Source organism: Pedobacter faecalis (assembly GCF_030182585.1).
GTDB classification, from domain to species: Bacteria; Bacteroidota; Bacteroidia; order Sphingobacteriales; family Sphingobacteriaceae; genus Pedobacter; species Pedobacter faecalis.
Map to the genome: position 1 here is coordinate 2,970,255 of NZ_JARXOW010000001.1, position 22,971 is coordinate 2,993,225.

General features: G+C 48.7%; 19 protein-coding genes. 14 read left to right on the plus strand and 5 right to left on the minus strand.

The features are described 5' to 3' along the window. Position 1: 1 nt before the first annotated feature. The 3 genes from QEP07_RS13525 to trhO form a co-directional block, all read right to left on the minus strand. Positions 2-1,534: a RagB/SusD family nutrient uptake outer membrane protein gene (locus QEP07_RS13525; protein WP_285010689.1), complete on the minus strand. Its 1,533-nt coding sequence runs from the start codon at positions 1,532-1,534 to the stop codon at positions 2-4. 18 nt (positions 1,535-1,552) lie between these two features. Next, the gene (locus QEP07_RS13530) at positions 1,553-4,579 is read right to left on the minus strand and encodes a SusC/RagA family TonB-linked outer membrane protein (protein ID WP_285010690.1); all 3,027 of its coding nucleotides are present in this window, start codon (positions 4,577-4,579) and stop codon (positions 1,553-1,555) included. Between the two features lie 137 nt (positions 4,580-4,716). Continuing rightward, positions 4,717-5,652 (minus strand): oxygen-dependent tRNA uridine(34) hydroxylase TrhO, encoded by a 936-nt coding sequence (trhO, locus tag QEP07_RS13535; protein ID WP_285010691.1) that lies wholly within the window; start codon positions 5,650-5,652, stop codon positions 4,717-4,719. A 112-nt stretch (positions 5,653-5,764) separates the two neighbouring features. Between trhO and QEP07_RS13540 the strand changes: the two genes are divergently transcribed. Next, on the plus strand, positions 5,765-7,981 hold the full coding sequence (locus QEP07_RS13540) for a hypothetical protein (protein ID WP_285010692.1): 2,217 nt from the start codon (positions 5,765-5,767) through the stop codon (positions 7,979-7,981). On the opposite strand, the gene QEP07_RS13545 is transcribed toward QEP07_RS13540, so the two are convergent. Beyond that, complete coding sequence (locus QEP07_RS13545; protein ID WP_285010693.1) at positions 7,970-8,680, minus strand: SIR2 family NAD-dependent protein deacylase; 711 nt, start codon at positions 8,678-8,680, stop codon at positions 7,970-7,972. The genes QEP07_RS13540 and QEP07_RS13545 overlap by 12 nt on opposite strands. 315 nt (positions 8,681-8,995) lie before the next feature. Between QEP07_RS13545 and QEP07_RS13550 the strand changes: the two genes are divergently transcribed. From QEP07_RS13550 to QEP07_RS13565, 4 genes are all read left to right on the plus strand, one after another. Next, a complete protein-coding gene (locus QEP07_RS13550; RefSeq protein ID WP_285010694.1) occupies positions 8,996-9,634 on the plus strand; it encodes a DUF6266 family protein in 639 nt (212 codons plus the stop codon). A gap of 4 nt (positions 9,635-9,638) precedes the next feature. Further along, positions 9,639-10,283, plus strand: a complete 645-nt coding sequence (locus QEP07_RS13555) for a DUF6266 family protein (RefSeq protein ID WP_285010695.1) — start codon at positions 9,639-9,641, stop codon at positions 10,281-10,283. A gap of 45 nt (positions 10,284-10,328) precedes the next feature. Continuing rightward, on the plus strand, positions 10,329-11,498 hold the full coding sequence (locus tag QEP07_RS13560) for a dienelactone hydrolase family protein (RefSeq protein ID WP_285010696.1): 1,170 nt from the start codon (positions 10,329-10,331) through the stop codon (positions 11,496-11,498). A 101-nt stretch (positions 11,499-11,599) separates the two neighbouring features. Then, positions 11,600-12,793: a C1 family peptidase gene (locus tag QEP07_RS13565; protein WP_285010697.1), complete on the plus strand. Its 1,194-nt coding sequence runs from the start codon at positions 11,600-11,602 to the stop codon at positions 12,791-12,793. Positions 12,794-12,880: 87 nt separating this feature from the next. Here the strand turns inward: QEP07_RS13565 and QEP07_RS13570 are convergent, their stop codons facing one another. Next, a complete protein-coding gene (locus QEP07_RS13570) occupies positions 12,881-15,328 on the minus strand; it encodes a DUF5686 and carboxypeptidase regulatory-like domain-containing protein (RefSeq protein ID WP_285010698.1) in 2,448 nt (815 codons plus the stop codon). Between the two features lie 106 nt (positions 15,329-15,434). On the opposite strand from QEP07_RS13570, the gene kbl reads away from it, so the two are divergent. From kbl to QEP07_RS13615, 9 genes are all read left to right on the plus strand, one after another. Next, positions 15,435-16,622 carry a glycine C-acetyltransferase gene (gene kbl / locus QEP07_RS13575; protein WP_285010699.1) on the plus strand — a complete coding sequence of 396 codons (1,188 nt, stop codon included), beginning with the start codon at positions 15,435-15,437 and terminating at the stop codon, positions 16,620-16,622. A gap of 26 nt (positions 16,623-16,648) precedes the next feature. Further along, a complete protein-coding gene (gene pheS, locus QEP07_RS13580; RefSeq protein ID WP_285010700.1) occupies positions 16,649-17,701 on the plus strand; it encodes a phenylalanine--tRNA ligase subunit alpha in 1,053 nt (350 codons plus the stop codon). Further along, entirely contained in the window at positions 17,698-18,108 is a 411-nt protein-coding gene (locus QEP07_RS13585; protein ID WP_285010701.1) for a Rieske (2Fe-2S) protein, read from the plus strand. The genes pheS and QEP07_RS13585 overlap by 4 nt, the downstream gene beginning before the upstream one ends. Next, positions 18,108-18,683, plus strand: coding sequence for a TetR/AcrR family transcriptional regulator (locus tag QEP07_RS13590; protein ID WP_256001815.1), 576 nt, complete (start codon positions 18,108-18,110; stop codon positions 18,681-18,683). The genes QEP07_RS13585 and QEP07_RS13590 overlap by 1 nt, the downstream gene beginning before the upstream one ends. Positions 18,684-18,734: 51 nt before the next feature. Continuing rightward, positions 18,735-20,189, plus strand: coding sequence for a 23S rRNA (uracil(1939)-C(5))-methyltransferase RlmD (gene rlmD / locus QEP07_RS13595; RefSeq protein WP_285010702.1), 1,455 nt, complete (start codon positions 18,735-18,737; stop codon positions 20,187-20,189). 3 nt (positions 20,190-20,192) lie between these two features. Continuing rightward, complete coding sequence (locus QEP07_RS13600; RefSeq protein ID WP_285010703.1) at positions 20,193-20,597, plus strand: hypothetical protein; 405 nt, start codon at positions 20,193-20,195, stop codon at positions 20,595-20,597. A gap of 86 nt (positions 20,598-20,683) precedes the next feature. Further along, complete coding sequence (locus QEP07_RS13605; RefSeq protein ID WP_256001812.1) at positions 20,684-21,193, plus strand: phosphoribosyltransferase family protein; 510 nt, start codon at positions 20,684-20,686, stop codon at positions 21,191-21,193. A 32-nt stretch (positions 21,194-21,225) separates the two neighbouring features. After that, entirely contained in the window at positions 21,226-22,047 is an 822-nt protein-coding gene (locus QEP07_RS13610; RefSeq protein WP_285010704.1) for a hypothetical protein, read from the plus strand. A 65-nt stretch (positions 22,048-22,112) separates the two neighbouring features. Next, the gene (locus QEP07_RS13615; RefSeq protein WP_285010705.1) at positions 22,113-22,961 is read left to right on the plus strand and encodes a 4-hydroxy-3-methylbut-2-enyl diphosphate reductase; all 849 of its coding nucleotides are present in this window, start codon (positions 22,113-22,115) and stop codon (positions 22,959-22,961) included. The last annotated feature ends 10 nt before the right edge of the window (positions 22,962-22,971 follow it).

A 22,971-nucleotide genomic window follows, 5' to 3' on the forward strand; every position in this document is an offset into this window, starting at 1 on the left:
TTTAGTTATAAAACGGGTTTTGAGTCAGAACTCCCTTACTAATGTCGATCTGGGTGAAAGGGATAGGCAGGACTTCGTGTTTACCAGGTACAAATGGTTTTCCAGCCTGTTGAAAAACCTCTGCAGCTATGCCCCATCTAACCAGATCGAAAAATCTGTCGTGCTCCATAGCCAATTCAATACGCCGCTCATGCCTTATCGCATCCCTTAGTTCGCCCTGATCTGTAGTGGTAACGTCCGGCAGCACATCTGCCCGCCCCGCCCTCGCTCTGGCCCTTACGCTATTCAACGCATTTAAAGCCGCTGTGGTGTTTGCCGGACCGCCAAGTTCGTTTGCTGCTTCTGCGTACATCAGTACCACATCAGCATAACGTAGTATGCGTATATTCATCCAATAGCTGAAGTTATCAAGTAACGCTGCCCGGGTCGCCGGATTACTGTGCACTTTATGATTATATCTTGGATTGGGTAGGCCGGTAGGCACAGCCTCACCATACACAGAAGTACCTCCAGTGTAAAGTATTGTTCTTCCCCGTCTCGGGTCGCCTTGTTCGAAAGCGGCCTCAAGACGCGTGCTAGGAACGTTGAACCCCCAGCCAAGGTTCCAGTTCCCTGTGCCCCTCACTCCCTGTATACTCGCAAACTGACTGCCATATGCGCGCTTTTCCTGAAGATTAGCCGTAGCCTGTATTTCAAAAACAGATTCCTTGCTATTCTCCCCGCTTTCTTTAAAAATCTCATCGTACGGAACCGAAAGGTCATACTGTCCGGAGTTCATAACCATCTGAGCTCTGCTCATAGCCATCGACCAGTTTTGACGAGTAAGATATACTTTAGCTAAAATGCCATTGGCTGCACCGGAAGTTGCTCTTCCGGGAAACTTTGACGGATCCCAACTGGGCGGCAAGTTAGCCGCAGCAAACTGCAGGTCGGTTTCAATCAATGCATAGATAGCTCCTGGCTCACTCTGCGGAACGTTGGCTTGAGCAACCGGATCTTCAAACAGCCTGTCGATCAGTGGTACACGTCCGAAAAAACGCACCAGCATAAAGTAAGCGTATCCCCTCAGGAATTTCGCTTCAGCCTCTGCATATACCTTCGATTCAGGCGGTGTTCCCGGATCCTGGTCGTTGGCAACTTTGTCCAGAACAATATTAGCCCGGTTCACCAAATTAAAATAGCCCCGCCACAAATCGTTTACGAGTACGTTGTTGGGAGTAATGGTGAAGTTGTCCATCTCCAGGGAGGTAGGGCCGTCAGTCGCCGAACTGCCTTTGTCCGCATCATCACTGCGTATACTTGTTGCCGCGATAAATCCGCTTCCAGAGGCATCATACGATCTAAGAATGTCGTAAGCCGCAAATATCTCTCCATCGAATGGTCCTGAGCCCTTAGGGTAGGGGTAGGTATCAGATGTATATTCGCCCTGAGGATCCCGATCCAGAAAATCCTTTTTACAGCTGGATGCAAACAGTACTGTTGTAAGCATCAGCAGCATGTGGGCACCTTTAAAATTGAATATGTTAGTTTTCATGGTCGATCATTAATTGTTTTAAAATGTTGCGTTGATTCCGAAGGTGTAGACAGCTGGTACAGGGTATGTTCCATTGTCTGCTCCCCCTCCTAGGATACTCTCAATCGGCGCTTCTGGAGTATAACCCGTTGTCCTGCTCCATGTCTGTAAATTTTGTCCGCTTAAGTAAAATCTTACACTTTTTAAACCTGTTGACTTAAGGGCGTCTGCGTTCATCGTATACCCAAGTTGAACCGTACGCAGCCTGAAATAGTCGCCAGGTTCCAGGAAATAGGTGCTCATCAAATAGTTATTTCCACGTCCCTTAACAAGCGCAGGTTCTACGTTGCTGGTTCCAGGACCATTCCAGGCATTTAACCTGTTACGTTCAAAATTAATGTCTGTAAACTGCACATTGCGGCGTTGGACATAAACATGGTTACCTGCAACACCCTGGCCCTGTAGTACGAGATCAAACCCTTTATAGCCCATATTCAGATTGATCCCATAGTTCCAGGCAGGGAAGGGGGAACCCAGATTTTCCCGGTCGGCTTCGGTGATCCTACCATCTCCATCTAAGTCTGCATAAGCAATATCACCCGGAAGTGAACTATTCATCCGCGGCATCCGGTCCAGATCAGCGGTCGACTGATATATACCGACCTGCCTGTAACCATAGAAATGACCAATCGATTCGCCGGTGATAGTCCGGTTAGCGCCGCCATTTCCTATCAGCAAATAATTTATGTTATTGCCAATTGATACCACCTTATTTTTATTGTAACTAAAATTTGGGGAAATACCGTAAGTAAAATTCTCACCTAGCTTATCATTCCAGCCAATATTTACTTCCACACCACGGTTGGTGATGGTTCCGAGATTTGTTCTGTAACGGTAACTTCCGTTAGCACTTGGAAGCGTGATATCTGTGATGATGTCTTTGGAAGTTTTATCATATACGTTAATCTCACTCGTCAGCCTGTTGTCGAGCGCACGGATATCCAATCCTATATCGGCACCTCTTACCACTTCCCACCTTAACCTTGGGTCGGGGATATAGGCGGGAGCCACGCCCGGATAAACGTTATCGCCGAAAACACCTGAATTCGAAGTGGTAAGCCCTGGTAGGAATATGGCGTCGCTGATGCCTTGAGCGTTGCCCACAGTACCCCAGGCACCACGGATTTTCAGGAAATCTATTCCATTAATCTTAAAGAAGTTCTCTTCAGAAACTACCCAGCCCAGTCCGATGCCGCCAAAGTTGCCCCACCTGTTTTGAGGCGCAAGCCTTGAAATTCCATCCCGTCTGAATGTTGCGTTGATAAGGTACTTGTTGTTGTAAGCATAATTCACCCGCGCAAAAAAACCTAAAGAAGCTCGCTCGGTCCCGCTGCCATCTAAGTTTGTAGGATTAGTGGACTCGGGAAGTCCTACGTACCAAAACGATTGATCGTCGGGAATGTTAAGGCCTACGTCTGTCCGGCTGCCCGACAAAAGTGTGCTGCTTTCTACTATAGAAGTCATACCCGCTACAGCGGTAACTTTGTGCGATTCATTGAAAGTATTATCGTACGTAAGGGTATGGTCCTGTTGAAACTTCCTGTACTCATTTGCGGCCTGCCTCACGCTGGTTCGGGATTGCGGGTTATTGAAATACTCTGTTGGTTCGCCATTTTCACCCAGATATATCATGGTAAAAGGAAGCGGAGTATAGCCTCTGCTGTTATTAAACCCGAGGTCGGTATACACCTGTGAGCGCCATTTGAACTTATCCAAAAAGCCGATTTCTGCGAATAAACTTCCCACAGCGCGGTAGCCCTTATTGATACTGTTCCGGTCATTCTGGTAAATCGTCGCTACAGGATTACCAACCTGGGCACGCTGAAATGAAGGCATTGCATAGTATGCTGTTTCGCTCTCCCGTATGCCAACTATTGGCGCAGCCCAAAGCGCATTGTTCAGGTTTCCGCTAGAAGCATTCAGAATCCAATGTGTACCTGTGATATCGGCACCTACCTTGATCTTGTCTGTAACGTTTATCTCCTCGTTTACACGAGCCACAAAACGCTGAAACCGCCCGAACTTAATAACGCCTTCCTGGGTATTGTATCCCAGGTTTATAAGTGTAGACGTCTTCTCACCATTATTAGAGATCGTCAAACTGTTGTTGCTTTGAAAAGCAGATTGGAGTATCTCCTTTTGCCAGTCGGTGTCCCCGGTATAATTACTATAATCGAATGGAGTCGCATTAGGTGTTGCAGCCAAAAGTTGATCGTATAGCTTGCGAAATTCAGAAGCATTCGTTACATCAATCAGTTTCTGAACTTTTTGTATTCCAGCGGAACTCTGTAACGTTACCCTCGTTTCGCCCCTTGCGGCTCTTTTCGTGGTAACTACAATCACCCCGTTACCTGCCTGTAGACCGAATATGGCTATCGAAGAAGGATCTCTAAGTACTTCTATACTTTCGATGTCGGCCGGGTTAAGGTAATCTATATTGCTTTGGTGAACTCCGTCAACCACGTAAAGGGGTGCAGCGCCGTTCACACTGTTAATGCCCCTGATCCGCACTGTAGGAGAGGCGCCCGGGCTACCGCTGTTTACAATGGTAAGACCTGCTACCTGGCCTTGCAGGGAGGAGAGCGGGTTTACGTTGGGTTGCCTGGCGATGGTCTCACCGCTCACCGTCGAAATAGACCCTGTCACGTCGCGCCTTCTCTGCGTACCGTAACCCACAACCACCACGGCCTCCAGGTCCTGGGCCGATTCGGCCAGCGTGATATTGATCGTTGTTCGGTTGCCCACAGCCACTTCCTGCGTGGTAAAACCGATGTAAGTAAAAACGAGCGTTGCGTCTGCAGGTGCGTTAATGCTGTATGCACCCGATGAACTTGTCGTAGTTCCGATCTGTGTTCCCTTTACCAATACGCCTACACCGGGCAGCGGACTCTTATCGGCCGCATCAATCACCGTACCGGTAATGGTGATGTTCTGCGCTGAGGCAGTTCCGGCAAACAAAAGTAAAAGGAATACAAAAACAGAAAGCTTAGTAGGGATTCTTTTCATGCTGTTTAAGTTAGTTTTAGTAAAAAAATAGACGGACAGACCGGGGCAAGCCCGGCCAAATGCCCGCTAACTATAAACAGCCGAAATGAGGAGTTGTTTCAAAAAAACAGGTCGGTTAATACCTGTTCAGTCACGTATTATTTGGCGGCAGCAACCGGCTGCGGCACTTTTACATAATAACCCGTTCCATCATATTTTCTCTTGCGCGGATGCGTGGTGCAAGCTTCAGAGCAGCAGCCCTGCAAGGCCTCGCCGCACTCATCACATTGGGTAATGTGTTTATTACACTCCGGGTTGGCGCAGTTGATCATCTTAGGCGTCGTCTTGCCGCAGTTGTAGCACTGCGATACCACAGTTGGGTTTACCGTATTTACGTCTACCGCCACGCGGTTGTCGAAAACATAACATTTGCCTTCAAAATCCTGTCCACCTACTTCCTTGCCATATTTAATGATGCCGCCGTGCAACTGGTACACATCTTTAAAGCCATGGTGAAGAAGCAGGGCAGAAGCTTTTTCGCATTTAATACCGCCGGTGCAGTAAGTAAGCACCTTTTTGTCTTTATACTGCGCCAGCTCATTGATCTTTTCCGGGAAATCCCTGAAGTTCTCGATATCCAGCGTTACCGCGTTCTTAAACCGACCCAGATTGTGCTCATAATTGGAACGCACATCCAACACCACCACATCGTCGCGGTCTATCATATCCCGGAACTCCGCAGGCTCCAGATGTTTGCCGGTCTGCTTGTTCGGGTCAATAATATTCGGATCGCGCAGGCCCGAATGCACAATCTCCGCTTTGTAGCGGCAGTGCATTTTAATAAAAGAAGGCTCAGCCACGTCATCAACCTTGAAGTCGATCTTTGAAAAACGCTCATCGGTCTTAACGGCGGCCATATAAGCCTCGCAAGCCTCACGTGTACCCGAAACGGTACCGTTCAGCCCCTCATCGGCCACAATAATACGGCCCGTAAGGTTTAATGATTTACAAAAAGCAAGGTGATCTGCGGCGAACTGCTCCGCATCTGCTATAGGCGTATAGCAGTAGTAAAGTAAAGTCTGATAAGTTGTCATAAAATCATTGATACCGTTGCATACGGCGTTTAATGCGCTGCAAATATAAAAAAAATAGCAATCCTATTTTTAAATACTATTTTTAGGCAACACAACTGTAACCAGATAAACCATGAACACCAAACTCTTTTCTTTATGCCTTGCTGCATCCATGCCCGCCCTAATGAGGCATGCTGTGGCTCAAACCGATCCGAAACCTGCTGAAAAAACCGCGTTTCAAACCGGCAGTGCCTGGCGACCAGAAATAGATGTCCGGTCGGACATTGCCATTGTGTATGGGGCGGGCGACCGCCGGGGAATGACTTTTGAAGAGCGTGTTAAATCGTGGCGCGACCGGGGCTATCAGACGCATTTTATGACAGGCATAGCCTGGGGCGGTTATCAGGATTACTTCCTCGGCAAATGGGATGGCAAGAACCACCAGGACATTGGGCAGGTAGAACGCAACGGCGAAATCATTTGGCACGATAAGGATGTGGTGCCTTACATCGTACCTGTGGCCTCCTATATCGACTATATGAAAACTGCGGTTGTAAAAAAGGTGATCGATGCCGGCATCACGGCCATTCATCTCGAGGAGCCTGAGTTTTGGGCAAGGGCCGGATACAGTGAGGTCTTCAAACAGGAATGGAAAAAGTTTTATGGCTTCGACTGGCGCCCGCAGCATGAATCACCCGAAAACACCTATTTGTCGCAAAAGCTCAAATATCAGCTTTACTATAACGCCATTAAAGAGGTGTCAGAATATGCTAAGTCCTACGGCAAAAGCAAAGGGCTCGACGTCAAAGTCTATATTCCCACACACTCGCTGGTCAACTACGCCTCCTGGCGAATCGTCAGTCCCGAAGCCAGCCTGGCTTCATTAAAGAGCATAGATGGGTATATTGCACAGGTGTGGACCGGTACTTCGCGCGAACCGAATTTTTATAAAGGCAAGGTCAGGGAGCGGGTCTTCGAAAATGCATTTCTGGAGTATGGTTCTATGGTGTCCATGACCGCGCCAACCGGGCGTAAAGTCTTTTTTCTTACCGATCCTATTGAAGACAGGCCGAAGGACTGGTTAGACTATAAACTGAACTACCAGGCCACTTTCACCGCCAAACTGCTATATCCTATGGTGGCCGATTATGAGGTGATGCCATGGCCCGAGCGCATTTATACCCGCCCGTACCGGCTGGCCAACAGCGAAGAGGAAGTGCTGATCCCCAAATACTATTCTACCCAGATGCAGGTGATGGTCAACGCGCTAAACCATATGCCTTTGTCGGCCAACCGCGTCAACGGTACCAATGCCATTGGTGTATTGATGGGCAACAGCCTTATGTTCCAGCAGTTTCCTGAACACGCAGGGTACAGCGATCCGCGCTTCTCTAACTTCTACGGACAGACCTTGCCGCTGCTCAAAAATGGTGTGCCGGTACAAACCGTACACATGGAAAACCTGGCCTTCAGGAACACCCTTAAAGACATTAAAGTGCTTATCATGAGCTATGCCAACATGAAGCCCGATGCTGCGGCGGCACATGAACATTTAGCCGAATGGGTTAAAGCGGGTGGTGTACTCGTGTACTGCGGTCGCGATAACGACCCCTACCAAAGCGTCATGGAATGGTGGAATATCAAGGGAAATGCTTTCAAGGCGCCGTCCGACCACCTCTTTAAGCTGCTCGGCATTCAGCCTGCACAGACCGGCGCTGCGGCAGCTGACGACAATAGCGCACAATATTTCAAAGCAGGCAAAGGCGCGGTGTACGTGATCAGAAAGAACCCTAAGGAATTTGCTATGGAAGCCAATGGCGACGCTATCTTTCTGAATACCGTGAAGCAGGCATTTGAACAGGAAGCCAGCGCCGGTAAACTGAACTTTAAGAACAACCTTTTCCTGCAAAGAGGACCCTATGATATCGTTGCCGTGATGGACGAAAGCGTAAACACAGATCCTCATACCGTCAAGGGGCTCATCATCGATCTTTTTGATCCAGAGCTTCCTGTGCTTACCGAAAAGGTAGTGAAACCAGGAGAGCAGGCATTCTTATATAATCTGAACAGGATCGCAGATAAGAACAAGCCCCAGGTACTTGCTGCTGCGGCACGTGTATATGATGAGGTGATAGGCAATAAGACCTACACCTTTACCTGTAAGAGTCCCGCCAACACCATCAACAGCATGCGTGTGCTGTTACCAGCCGAACCACGTAGTGTGAAGGTTACCGACGCATCGGGCGCGGAACTTTCCGGTGCAAAACATAACTGGCATGCGGCTTCCCGTACATTGCATTTGGGTTTTGATAATAGTCCGGAGGGCGTGCGCGTGAGTCTAAGCTGGTAAGGTACGGAGCAACTCCGCCAGTCGCGGAACACCGACGGTCGCCGGAGCTTCAATCTTGATATAGTCGCCGCTAATGTAAGGTACTTTGCGGTCGACCACATATTTCGGGATATCGTAAGGCACATAGTCGGTAAGCCCCGCTGCCGGGTACACGGCCAGTGATGTGCCGATCACAGCAAACACGTCGGCCCCGGCGCATAGTTCCGCTGCAGGCAGGAGGTTAGGGACGTTTTCGCCAAACCAAACGACATGCGGGCGCAAGGGCTTACCGTGTTCACACAGGTCGGTCATCTTAATTTCCCAGCCATCAATAGGGTAGGTCAGGCTGGCATCGGCGTCCGACTGCGACATGGTGATGAGTCCGTGAAGATGCAAGACATTTTTTGAGCCCGCACGTTCGTGCAGGTCGTCAATATTCTGTGTAATAATCTGTACCTCAAAATGCTCCTGCATTGCGGCCAGGGCCAGATGCGCGGCATTTGGCTGCGCATCCAGTACCGATTTGCGCCGTTCGTTATAAAAACGCTGTACCAGTTCCGGATTTCGCCTCCAGCCTTCGGGCGTAGCTACTTCTTCAATGTCGTAGCCTTCCCACAGCCCGTCAGAGTCTCTGAACGTTTTTAATCCGCTTTCTGCGCTGATGCCAGCGCCCGTTAATACCACCAGTTTCTTCATCGTACCCGAATGTAGGAATTTCATTGCATTTACCACAGTGCTCTCCTTGTTTGGGATAAGCACGGCAATTTTATATCGTAACTATTTATAAAGCTTCTTATATCAGGAGAATTGAATTATGATTGGCTGGGGTTTGGGAGGGGTTTGATATACCCCAGGGGGTATTCCAAACCCCTCCCAAACATAACGCAATGGTCATGTAGGCCGGAGGTTTTATTGTTGATTATCAGAATATTATTTTTAATTTTCCCGAACATTCACTTGGCCAGTTAAACGCTTTTTAGTTATATTTACCAAAAATCCCAGTATCCTGGGTAATTAACAATCTATTAAAAAAACATGGGTATTATTAAAAACGGCCTCCACGGGGAGGTAACCGGGAAGGTAGGCAATTTGGTCTACTATACCAGGAAGGGAAAAAATGTTGCACGGACGATAGGGGTGAATTTAAATCCGCCGACGGAAAAGCAGTTGGCATCGCGACAGCAGGTAGAGCTAATGAGTCCGCTACTGAGCAAACTGCTTCCGTTTATTAATGTCGGCTTTGCGCCGGAGATTTTAGGGAAAGATTTAAATTGTTTTAATGAAGCGATGAGCTATAACCGCAGGCATGCTCTTCAGGGCGGTTATCCGAATGCTACGGTCGCTTATGATCGGCTGAGGGTCAGTCAGGGAACGCTTTTACCTGCGCAGGATCCGGCAGTGACGCAGGTGTCTGCCGGACTGGAATTCAGCTGGGCTGTAGATACGGAACTCTCCTGGGAGCGAAGTTCTGACCAGGTCATGATGCTGGCGTACTTTCCTGAAACAGGGGATAGCTATCTTAGTTTCTTCGGAAACAGGCGCGAAGCGGGCAGAGATCTGCTGGTGATACCGGATGCGCTTCAGGGAAGCTATATGGAAGTGTATATTTCGTTCGTGTCGGCCGACCGCAAGGCAACGGCCAATAGCACGTATCTGGGTAACTTTAATCTGTAAGCACATGGCTATTGTAAATAATGGATTGCTCGGCACTTTTTTTAAAAAGGCCGGAGTCGTGATCGGTCGCCGTGGCAAGCGCAGAAATGTTATGACCGGGCTGCATAAGCGGAGTAAAGCGAAAGCAACAGAAACACAACTTGAACAGCAGGAACGTTTCGCGGAATTAGGCCGTTTTCTTCATAGAAACGCTGACCTTATTGCGGCGGGGTTTAAGTCGGCCGCCAAGGGCAAAGAGATACTAGGCACGGCGTTTTCTTACAATTACCCGCGGGTTTTCAAGGAAGACTATCTGGATTATACACGGCTGGTTTACAGTCGCGGACCGGTGTCCATGCCTTGCGGGGTGCAGGTTACGCGCCTGGCCGATGAGGGTACCGGTGGGATGCATAAGCTCAGGTTTACCTGGGCAGAGCAGCCGCAGTCGCCCAACTGCCAGTATGCCGACCGGGGTACTTTCCTGATTTATTCTCCGGAAAAGAATGCAGGAGTCAGCAGTGTTCATGTGGTAAGCCGTCGTGCTTGCATCTGCGATGTATTGGTGCCACGGTACCTTGCGGGCGTTACCCTGCATTGTTACATGAACTTTGATTCCGCGGACGGCAGAAGGACGGGCGACACGGTATATGCCGGTGCTTTGATTTTATAATACGGGCTTTAATTGTTTATTTTAGGCTGTTAAACTCTAGCTCGTATGATGTCTTTCCGTATTTACACCTTGCCGTGCCTGTGCGTGGCCATAGTGATGTTGTTTTTGCTGTCTCCGATAAGCCTGCACGCCCAACTTAAAAAAAGAGAGGCGGAGCAGTTCGCCACGGCGGAACTGGAGAAGCAAAAGGCGCTTCAGAAGGCGCATCTGGCATCTGTGTGGCAACAGAAGGTGGCACGCAATGGTGAATATACCCTTAAGTTTCAGTACCGGGTATTGGGCGAGAAGCCTGCGGATGGGCGGAGCCTTTACATCTCCATGCATGGGGGCGGGGGCACAACCGCTGCGGCCAATGATCAGCAGTGGAAGAATCAAATTGGGCTGTATACCCCGAAAGAGGGTATCTATCTGGCACCAAGGGCACCTACAGATACCTGGAACCTGTGGCATCAGGAGCATATCGACACCCTGTTTACGGAAGTGATTAAGGCGGCGATGCTGATGGAGGACGTAAATCCGAATAAGATATATATTACGGGTTATTCGGCGGGGGGCGACGGCACTTTTCAGCTTGCCCCTCGCTTAGCGCCCTACTGGGCTGCTGCAGCCATGATGGCGGGTCACCCCGGCGATGCGGCGGCCATTAATCTCCGCAACCTTCCTTTTGCCATCTACATGGGTGGTAAAGACGCGGCTTACAAGCGTAATGAGCTGGCCGCGGTATGGGGCAAAAAACTGGATAGCCTGGCTGCGGCCAATCCGGGAGATTTTGTCCATGAGGTGCAGATTTATCCGGATATGCCGCATTGGATGAACAGAAAGGATACAGTTGCCATGCCATGGCTGGCTTCTTTCCGCAGAAAAGCTTTGCCTTCGCGGGTGTCCTGGCAGCAGGATGATGTGCTTCGCGATCAGTTTTACTGGCTGGGCGCACCGCGCGGAAAGGGACAGGCCGGCGCTCTGGCTACGGTTTCTGTTTCGGGGAATACGGTACAGATCGAACACAATACACACCCGGCTTTGCTGATCTACCTGAACGATGAACTGCTAAACCTCGATAAAAAGGTGAAAGTGACATATCAGGGAAAAACGCTGTTCAACAAGCGGGTAAAGCGCGATAAAAAGGTCATAACGCAGACGGCAGCAGCATTAGACCCCGACCGGGTGTTTTCTGCGGTGCTGCTGGTAGAGAATGGTCAAGTGCGACAGTGGTAACTCAGGGCAGATGTAACATTATTGCAAATCTGTTTGATGTGCCAGATTATTATTAAGTTTGCTGCGTTTATAAATCAACAAACTAACTGTTAAACATACAAATGACTACAAACTTTATGAAATCTGCCTGGGTAGGCGCAGCATTGCTGTTGGCCACCGGTTCGGGCTTTGCGCAAGACAACCTGGTAAATTCGCTTAAAAACAACCAAAGCGAGGCCAGCAAGAACAGTTTTACTTTTACACCGGTGGTGAGCACAGAAGCTACTTCGGTAAAGAACCAGAAATCATCAGGTACCTGCTGGAGCTACAGCACCAACTCTTTCCTGGAATCGGAAATGATCCGTATGGGTAAAAAGCCTGTGGATCTGGCCGACTTGTTTACCGCAAGAAACGCCTACATCGAAAAAGGGATGAATTATGTACGTATGCACGGCGCGCTTACTTTGGGCGACGGCGGTGCTTGTCACGACGTAATCAACATGTTTGCTAAATATGGTGCATTGCCACAGGAAGTATATAATGGTAATGATTATGGCAGCCCTGGCTCGTCCGACCGTATGAACAAGCTGACCAAGGCGATCCTTGAAAAGGCGGTTAACGCACCTGACGGTAAGTTTGACGCCACCTGGAAAGCAAGATATATCCGCACCATCGATTCTTGCATGGGTGCAGTTCCTGAGAAATTCACTTTTGAAGGTAAGGAGTATACGCCGCAGACTTTTGCGAAAGAGGTGGTAGGCATCAATCCGGCCGACTATGTGGAGCTTTCTTCTTTCAATACCTCGCCGTATTACACCAAGGCTGTTCTGATGGTTCCGGACAACTGGTCGTTCGATCAGGTATATAATGTGCCTATGGATGATATCACCAAAATCATAGATAACGCACTGAAAGGCGGATTCACCGTGGCATGGGCTACAGACGTGAGTGAAAAATATTTCAGCTGGAAGAACGGTATCGCTTTCGTTCCTGAAAAGGAATTTGAAAACATGAGCGGCGAAGAGCAGAGAAACCTGTTTAACGGACCAAAACCTGAAAGGGAAATTACCGTGGAAATGCGTCAGGAAGCTTTCGATAACTATAAGACGACCGACGACCATGGTATGCAGATTACCGGTATTGCGAAAGATCAGAACGGTAAAGAGTACTACGTGGTGAAAAACTCATGGGGCGCTACAAACGACTATAAGGGTTATTTGTACGTTACCAAGAACTTCGTAAAGTATAAGACCACTGCGTTTCTACTGCATAAAAAAGGTATCCCTGCTGATATCAAAAAGAAACTAAGCATTTAAGAAGCGTTACGAGTTCTTATCAATAAGACGTAAAAAATCCCTTGTCTGACGGTAGGCAAGGGATTTTTTATTTTAAAGCCTGGTTAGCTAGAAGCCATACGACAACCTGAAGCCGTGGTCGACTTTCTTATTGCCGTCGTAAGCAAAGCCATAGGCTACACGCAGGATGAGTCGCTGCAAGCCAAAATAGAACTCAGTGTAGTTGCGTTTCACGGGCTGGGTAAGGTAGCTCGCGCCAATAAATTCCTCAAGTTTAAGTTTGCGCAGAAATGGTACTTTATTGCTGAGCATTCCGCTGAAATTATGTTCGTAATGCAGTTCCGCATACTGCTGATCGGTGCTGTACAGGTAAAAATCGAGGAAAAGAAACTTGCGCAGATCGGGTTGTCCCAGTAAGCTGTTATTGCCCCTGAAATGCTTAAACTCGGGGTAGTAGATGGTGTTCCGGTTCAGGAACTTTCCTACGCCAACAACGAAAGAGGAATAGCCAAACATGCCTGTCCGGATCCGGTTTTGTGAAACTTCCAGCGCCAGCAGGTCGTACTCTACCTCGCTGTCCAATATGCCTTTTACCGCTTTCCGGAAGTGGAGGTCGATAACCGGATATCTTGCTGGCTGGTAAAACTTCCCTTCAGGGTGGGTGATATAGGTTTGTCCGATCGTGTAACTTAAGGTAGCGCTCAGGTTAAAGGCGTTATATGTTGGAAAAAGCGGCGTTTCTGAGTCGGGTGTAAAGGGGTTATTGGAGGTAAAGGTTTCCCCCTTCAGGTCCTTGATCTTAAAGCGTGTGGTATTCACCAGGTTGTAGTTTTCCGAGAAGTCGGCCATTAAGGTTGCTTGAAAACCGTTAAACAATTCCCTGGTGGTCGACACATTCGCGAAGGCTTTTTTATAGAATTTAGAGAAGTTGGTCTCGAAGAACAGGGAGTTGATGCTGTTGCCAAACAGGCTCATGGAACCAAAGTTATTGAGGTCGTATATCCCGGTTCCCGCGCTCACACTTAAACTTGCACGCTTCTCGGGCTTGTAGTGGTAGGTAGCTGTGAGACTCCCGGTTAGGGTTTCATTAGAAAAGCCATAGCGAAGCTCAGGCCGTAAAGTCAGATAGCGCCAGTCTTCCAACTGCTTGGTATACGTAACCCCATGCCGCAGCGTAACGCCCTCCACTGTATTATAGAAAATAGACTTGTAAAGCGGATCGAACCGGAGGGTAGACTCCTTCCGGCGGTTGCTGATGGTATGGCCGGCCACCACAAACTTAAGTGCATTGAATTTGTTGCCCGCCCGTTCTACAGAATCCAGGTAGTGGTCGGAGTTGCGATATGCCGCAATGCTGTCCTTACGCCGGTAATCGGCCCGCTCTTCTGCGGTAAGCGGTATAGGCCGGGCCATGTTCCAGAAGGAGGAATCTTTCTTGTTGACCGACTTGGTTACGCGAAGCAGCTCTCCATTGAAATACCCCTTGGGCAGTTCCGGGTCAATATCATAATTGCTGTACACCCCGATATAATAGCCCTGGAACTGGAAGCCGAGCACATCGCCATTGAATTGCAGGTTGATGCTGGAAGGCATATAAGTCTCCCCGGTCTTTAGGAACTGCTGAGAGATGTTGAGCGTGTCGAGCAGATTTATTCCGGTGCTTTTTGTCAGATACACATCGGCGCTGAGCAAGTGGTAGGTTTCGTCGTGGATATAAACAACGCCCCTGAAAACCGGGTCGTGTTCACGCCTGGGGATAATCTGGATCTTATTGACCGTGGCACCATTTTCTGTGGTGGTACCCAACAATTTATACCGGTAATAGAGCATGGCATCCTCGGCTATGGGCGATACAAATCCTCTTGCGCTCAGGATGTTCTCCATCACCACATTCTCGTAGAAATTGACCATCAGGTCGGAAGCCTTGTTAAAGCTGAAAGCATTGTTCTGACCCGCTACCTTCGAAGAGATCATTTCTTCATGGATCTTGTTTGGTCGCTCAAAAGCCAGTTTGGAGGTCGACTCCGAAAGGTAGATAATGCCCTTGCGGTTGGTATCCAGGTCGAGCGTTTTCTGAATATCGCGGCCGAAGAACTTTTTTGGAGCGCCTACAAGCTTCTGGGCACCTTTAATGTAGACATCGGCCGTATAACTTTTAACCTCTGTCTTATGCCCCAGCCGTCTTCTGATGGCCTGCCTGATGATCCGGTAGGCGGGATCGCGACCATCGCTCCGTATGGTAACCCCCGCAAGGCTGTAACTTTCTTCCTTCAGTACGGTGTTTTCGGTATGGTTGCCGCTCAGATTGAGCGCTTTTTCTACAGGCTTATAGCCTATGGCTTTGTAAACGATGGTGCTGGTTCCTGCAGGTATGGTAAAACTGTAATAGCCGTCGACATTAGCGGAGGTGCCTTTGGTCGTGTTCCGGATGTACACGGATGCAAAAGGTACGGGTTTCCCGGCGTCATCGGTGATGTATCCGCTAAGTTTAAGCTGCTGGGCAAGCGCTCCAATGGTAGTAAAAAAGCAAAATAGTGCGGTACAGATGTGTTTCATTAACAAGGTAACAGTAATATTTGATTAAAGTTTGATGACGCTGCGCTGACAGTACCACCTAAAGGTATAATTTCATAACTTTGCCGCCAACAAAAAACAACTTATTATGTACAAAACTTTACAGCCTGCACTGCAACAGGAACTTGAACAAATAGAAAAAGACGGTCTATATAAGCGCGAGCGTATTATTGTAACCCCTCAGGGCGCCGATATCAAGGTCAGTACCGGTCAGGAAGTCGTAAATTTTTGTGCAAATAATTATCTGGGACTTTCATCGCACCCGGCTGTGATCGAGGCTGCCAAGAAGGCGATCGATCAATATGGCTACGGTATGTCGTCCGTGCGGTTCATCTGTGGAACCCAGGATGTGCATAAGCAGCTTGAGGCTAAACTTTCGGAATTTCTGGGTACAGAAGATACGATCTTATATGCTGCGGCTTTCGACGCAAACGGCGGGGTATTTGAGCCTTTGTTTGGCGATCAGGACGCGATCATTTCTGATGAACTGAACCACGCGTCGATCATCGACGGTGTGCGTTTGTGTAAAGCAAAGCGGTTCCGTTACAAGAATGCGGACATGGCCGACCTGGAGCAGCAGCTGATCGCAGCGAAGGATGCGCGTCACCGCATTATCGTTACCGATGGTGCTTTTTCGATGGACGGTGTTATTGCACCGCTGGATAAGATCTGCGACCTGGCCGACAAATATGAGGCACTGGTCATGATCGATGAGTCGCACTGTACAGGTTTTATTGGCAAGACTGGTCGCGGTACCCACGAGCATTTCAACGTGATGGACCGGGTAGATATCATTACCGGTACGCTGGGTAAGGCATTAGGTGGTGCCTCAGGCGGTTTCACATCGGGGAAAAAGGAAATTATTGATATGCTCAGGCAGCGGTCACGTCCGTACCTGTTCTCAAACACCCTGGCTCCGGCTATTGCGGGTGCTTCTGTGGCGGTGCTCGACCTGCTGAGCGAGACGACTGATCTGCGCGACAAGCTGGAGCGCAATACACAGTATTTCCGCGAAAACATGAAAGCTGCCGGTTTTGATATTAAAGAGGGCGTTCACCCGATTGTTCCCGTGATGCTTTATGATGCCAAACTGGCGCAGGAGTTTGCCGCAAAGATGCTGGAAGAGGGCATTTATGTCATCGGTTTTTACTATCCGGTAGTTGGGCAGGGCAAGGCCCGGATCAGGGTGCAGCTTTCTGCAGCGCATGAGCAGCATCACCTGGATAAGGCTATTGCTGCCTTTACCAAGGTTGGTAAGGCTTTAGGCGTGATATAGGATTGTAAAAGCGTATATTTGACCCCATGTTGCAAGATAAGATAACACAATATACTTCGGAGGTTTCGGCCTTTACGACGAACAATGCAGACGAACTGGAGCAGTTCCGGATCAGGTTTTTGGGAACGAAAGGGATCATTAAGGATTTGTTCGATGCGTTTAAAGCGGTTTCACCCGAAGAAAAGCGTACACTTGGTAAGGTCTTAAATGAGTTTAAACAGCTTGCCGAGGCTAAGTATGCGGAACTTAAGGACAGCAGCAGCGCGGTGGATACCGGGAAGTCGGCCGACATGGACCTGACACTGCCCGGAGAGGGTTTCGAACTGGGTACGCGACACCCGCTGGCCCTGGTACGCCGGGAGATCGTGGAGATCTTCAACAAACTTGGGTTTGTGGTGGCCGAAGGGCCGGAGATCGAAGACGACTGGCATAACTTCTCTGCGTTGAACTTTCCGGAGGAGCATCCGGCGCGCGACATGCAGGATACGTTCTTTATCCGCAAAGCGAAGCCGGGAGAAGATGATGGCAAGGGGGATATCGCCTTGCGTACGCATACCTCATCTGTGCAGGTGCGTATGATGGAATCGGGCAAGCCACCTTTCCGCGCTATTATGCCTGGGCGGGTATATCGCAACGAGGCTATTTCGGCCAGGGCACATTGCTTTTTCCATCAGGTGGAGGGGTTGTATGTCGACGAAAACGTGTCGTTCGCTGATCTGAAACAGACCTTGTTCTATTTCGTTCAGGAGTTGTACGGTGAAGGTACCAAGGTACGTTTCCGCCCTTCTTATTTTCCTTTTACGGAGCCTTCTGCGGAGATGGATATATCCTGTACAATCTGCAAAGGCGATGGCTGTCAGATGTGTAAGCAGAGCGGCTGGGTAGAGATATTGGGCTGCGGGATGGTTGATCCCAACGTGCTGGAAAACTGCGGTATAGATAGTAAGAAATACAGCGGTTTTGCTTTTGGCATGGGTATAGAACGTATCTCGAACCTGAAGTTTGAGATTAAGGACCTGCGCTTGTTCTCTGAGAATGACGTGCGCTTCCTTAAGCAATATAAATCGGCTTTAATTTGATGAACCGGGCATGGGGTATGGTTTTCTTAGGTCTGGCGCTGCTGTGCAGTTGCGGAAAGGCAGAAAACTATATTCCGGAGGTTCCGGTAAATTTCAATATTACCATACAGGAGTTTAACCTGAAAAAGGTGAATAATGTGGTGCTGGTGCCTAATCAGGGCGTAAAGGGGCTGATGATCGTAGCGATCGGCGGGGAGTATGTGGCGTTCGACCGCTGCAGTTCTGTGAACCCGCAGGAGGGCTGCCAGGTGTCGCCCGACGAAAGCGGCGTGACGGCTACCGACCCATGTACAGGGGCTAAGTTTTTGCTGACGGACGGCAGTCCGCAAAAGGCACCAGCCGTTAAATATTTAAAAAAATACAGAACCGTGCTGCTGGGCGGACAGATGATAAACGTGCGTAACTGATGGAACCGGATAAAATTAAAGAAAGTATTATCAGGGCTGCGAAAGAGCTTTTCAGGAAATACGGTTATCATAAAACCAGTGTCAACGAAATTGCACGGAAGGCGCGTATAGCCAAGGCAACGATGTATAAGTACTTCGAAAGCAAAGTGCAGATCCTGGATGCCATTTTGATGAACTATCTTGACCTGAACCTGCGGGAGATTTTGCAGAACAAGGTGCAGTTTGCCAATGAGGAAGAGCATCTGAAGGCATTGGTGATGAAGACCTGCCGGCTGACCTATACGGTGTGCAATGAGTTTATTGGCTGGGACTTTGTGCGGGAGAATGCCAACTCGCAGGAGTTTCTGAAACATCTTTCCGACCAGTTGGAGTCGCTTCTCCTTTCGGCTTATCTTGAACTTGACCATTTTAAACATAATCCTTCGAGAAAAGAGGGGCTCGCTTTCTTGCTCAAGGCAAGCAAAAGCATCGTGTTCTCCTTCGCCTTTACCTCGGTGAGCGATGCCGACGTGCGTAAGAATTTCGTGAGCTTTCAGAAGGAGATGCTGCCCTTCCTGGTCAAGGCCGCGCTCTAGTTTATTTTTATTTCATAATTGCTCCGTTGTTTTGGCTAAATTTGCCGGATAATGAGTAGAAACAGAAAATCGGGAACGGTAACCATCATTCCCAATCTTAGCATTATTGATATTGCGGAAGAAGGTAAGGGTGTGGCAAAGGCTGATGAACTGGTGGTTTTCGTGGAACGGGCTGTTCCCGGCGATGTGGTTGATGTACGGCTGACGAAAAAGAAAAAGAATTTTGCCGAGGGTGTTATTGAGCGGTTGGCAAAAGCCTCGGATCTGCGTATGCCTGCCTTCTGTTTGCATTTCGGTACCTGCGGGGGTTGCAAATGGCAGCATATGGGGTACGATGCGCAGCTACAGTTTAAGCAAAAGAATGTAGAGGCTGCCTTGCAGCGCCTCGGCAAGATAGATACTTCGGCCATGGAGCCTATTCTGGGCTCGGCGCAGAATACCTATTACCGCAACAAGCTGGAGTATACATTTTCTAATAAGCGCTGGCTTGATAAACAGGACATGACAGAGCGCACCGAAGGTTATGATGGTCCCGCTCCTGAACTGGAGATGAATGCCCTGGGTTTTCACGTACCGTTGCGCTTTGATAAGATTCTGGATATTCAGCATTGCTATCTGCAGGCAGAGCCTTCAAATGATATCAGGAATGCGGTGCGCGATTATGCGCTGACGCATAAACTTAGTTTTTATGACCTCCGCAATCATGAGGGCAACCTGCGTAACCTGATTATCCGTACGTCTTCTACGGGAGAAATTATGGTGGCCGTGGTGTTTGCCTATGTGGAGCAGGAACAGATCGAGGCACTGATGGCTTTCCTTCAGACGCGTTTCCCTGAGATCACGTCGCTGCTGTATATCGTCAATCAGAAAAGGAATGACACGATCTTCGATCAGGAGGTGATCACCTATGCTGGGCGCGACTATATTTTTGAGGAGATGGACGGACTTCGATTTAAGATAGGGCCGAAGTCTTTTTACCAGACCAACTCTGAGCAGGCTTTTGAATTGTACAAAATCACGAAGGAGTTTGCCGGCTTTAAAGGCGACGAGCTGGTATACGATCTGTATACCGGCGCCGGAACGATAGCCAACTTTGTGGCACGCAGTGTGAAGCAGGTGGTAGGTATTGAGTATGTGCCAACAGCCATTGAGGATGCGAAGTTCAATTCGGAACTGAACGGTATTGGTAATACCTTGTTTTATGCAGGCGATATGAAAGATATCCTGACGCGCGATTTTATTGTGCAGCATGGTAAGCCTGATGTGGTGATCACGGATCCGCCGAGGGCGGGTATGCATGCTGATGTGGTGGAGCGCCTGCTGGAGATGGAAGCGGAAAGGATCGTATATGTAAGTTGTAATGCAGCTACCCAGGCGAGAGACCTGGCCTTGCTGACGGGGAAATATGAGGTGCTGCGGATTAAGCCGGTAGATATGTTCCCGCATACGCAGCATGTAGAAAATGTGGTGTTGCTTCGTTTAAAGGGAGCAGCGGTAAATGGTTAAGACATGGATTTAGAAGAATTACTTCCGCAGCAGCCGGAACAGAACAAGCCGGAGGCTAAGCCGGTGAGTCCCTTGGTAAGCCTGGAAAAGGATCTGGAGTTTTATGCTCCTTCCATCCGCGAAGTGGCTGTCGATATTATGGTTGAAGGCATATCTGCACAGCCGATCTTTATTGCGCACCAGCATACCGTGAGTATTGGTGAGGTGATCCTGGACCGCACGGAACTGAACACAGGCTGGACCATACAGGCTTCTACTTTTGAGGAGTTTGTAGAGAAGGGCATTATCGCGGCCGACAAAAAAGCGTTGTTTTTGAAAAACTATAAGGATCCAAAGGCTTTTATGTGTGTTTTTGTGATCGTACCTGAGGGTGCAAACTTTATCTTCTATCCTTATAAAACGAAATAAAGGCTGAGGCCTCTCAATTCGTTGCCGGGGTGTTTGATAATACTGCCGAAAATCGTTCTTTTGTACTGCGCATAAACGTAAAAAGCATGGCAGATTCTCAATTACTGATTCTTAATAAAACGCAGATACAGCAAAAAATTAACCGCATTGCTTATCAGATCCTGGAAGATAACCTGGAGGAGGAAGAAGTAGTGCTTGCGGGTATCTGGGAACGCGGGTACAAGTTGGCGCAGCGCCTGCAAAAGGTGCTTTCTGAGATATCTTCTTTAAAAATTACTTTGCTGAAAATTGATCTGGACCGGTACAACAGCAAGCTTGTAGCGGCGACCGACCTGGATGAAACGCAATGGAAGGACAAGGTCATCATCCTGGTGGATGATGTGCTGAACAGCGGCAAGACGCTGGCCTATGGCTTAGGTGTTTTTCTGAATACGCCTCATAAGAAGATCCGTACGGTAGTGCTGGTAGACCGTAGCCATAAAATATTTCCTATTGCTACTGATTACGTTGGCCTGCAGCTGGCTACCGTACTTAAAGAACATGTGGATGTGGTTATGGATGTGGAAGGCGAGGAGGATAGAGTGTATCTGAGTTGATCCTTTTCCTATATATCGCATTATTATTCCTCGTGCTGAGATTCTCAGTAACGCTATTTAATTTTTTGTCGAACCCCAGACTAGGCTATTACGGCCGGCACTTTACCGACCATGTGCTTATCGTGATACGTAATTATGGTTCGGCTGCCTCGCCGGAAAAGCTGCTGGCTTCTATCCGTGAGCAGGACTATCAGCATATAGAGGTGGTGGTGCGCAACGCTCCGGACGAGCAGGTGGAGCCGCAAAGGCGGGCCGGCTATACGCTTACCCTCGACGCAGATATCCTGATTCAGAAAGGCTTGATCAACAACATGCTGTACCGCATGAAATTGTTCGGTTTAGGTTCTCTGTCCTTAGTTCCCCGCCGGTCGTTAAGGCGTTGGCGCGACTACTTATATGATCCGTTAAGTGATTTTATGCTGCTCAATCTCGTCCCGCTTCGTTTGGCCAGGTACGTAAGGCTGCCTATTTCGCCGGGTCTGGAACGCAGTGTGGTCATGACCAGCAGTAAGGGCGAGCGCTCGGAAGTACTCCTCGCAAATAAGTTCGCATACTCAGCCCCGCTTGCCGATGCTGGGAAGCAAGGGGAGCGGATGTATGGTTTTCTGAGTCATAATATGCTTGCAGCGCTTATCTATGTGGTGCTGCTCATTGGCGGACCGGTGGCGTTGGGCCTTGTATCGGATCTTAACTTGCTGGCCTTGCCGTTCGGGTTGATCTTCCTCAGCAGGATCATGGTGTCGTTTATGACCAGGCAGAACCCGCTGCTCAATCTGGTGCTGCATCCTTTGCAGATGCTTTTGCTTGCAGGGCGACTGCTTCGTCGTATTTATGTAGATATCCGCAGGTTATGATGCTGTATTCAATGATATCAAACTCTTTTTCTTTATTTTTGTAGTTAGCATCAGCTGATTTGCACATGAAATACGATTTGACGGTTACCATTGATAAAGGTTCAGGTTTCTGCTTTGGGGTGGTTTATGCTATTGATATGGCAGAGGATATCCTGGATCATGAAGATCATTTGTATTGCCTGGGCGATATCGTGCACAACGATGAGGAGGTAAAACGTCTGACCGACAAAGGTTTGCGGATCATTGATCATGATAAGCTGAAAGAGCTTCGCCGGGAAAAGGTACTTATAAGGGCGCATGGGGAGGCTCCGGATACGTACAGGCTGGCCCTGGAGAATGAGCTTACGCTGATTGATGCGTCTTGTCCGGTAGTGCTGAAGCTTCAGAACCGTATCAAAAACTCCCATGATGAGGAGGAGCAGATCCTTATTTTTGGCAAGCACGGGCATGCCGAAGTGATCGGTCTGCAGGGCCAGACAGACGGAAAGGCCATTGTTTTCCAGGACATTGCCGAACTGGACCAGATGGAGTTGCCTCAGCGGTTTACACTTTATAGCCAGACCACCAAGAGCACGGATAAATTTTATCAGATCAAGGAGGAATTGCAAAACCGCGGATATGAGGTGAAAGCGAATGACACGATATGCAGACAGGTGTCTAACCGTTATTCGGATCTGGAGAAGTTTGTGGTGAACTATGATAAGATCATATTCGTGTCCGGAAAGAAGTCTTCTAATGGTAAGGTGCTTTTCGACGTTTGCAAAAAATACAATCCCAATACTTATTTCATCTCGAATAGGGAAGAAATAGATATGTCCTGGTTCAATCCGCATGACAAGGTGGGTATCTGCGGGGCTACTTCCACACCGATGTGGCTCATGGAGGAGGTAAAAACTTACCTGCTCGATCATTAAAAAGTAATTA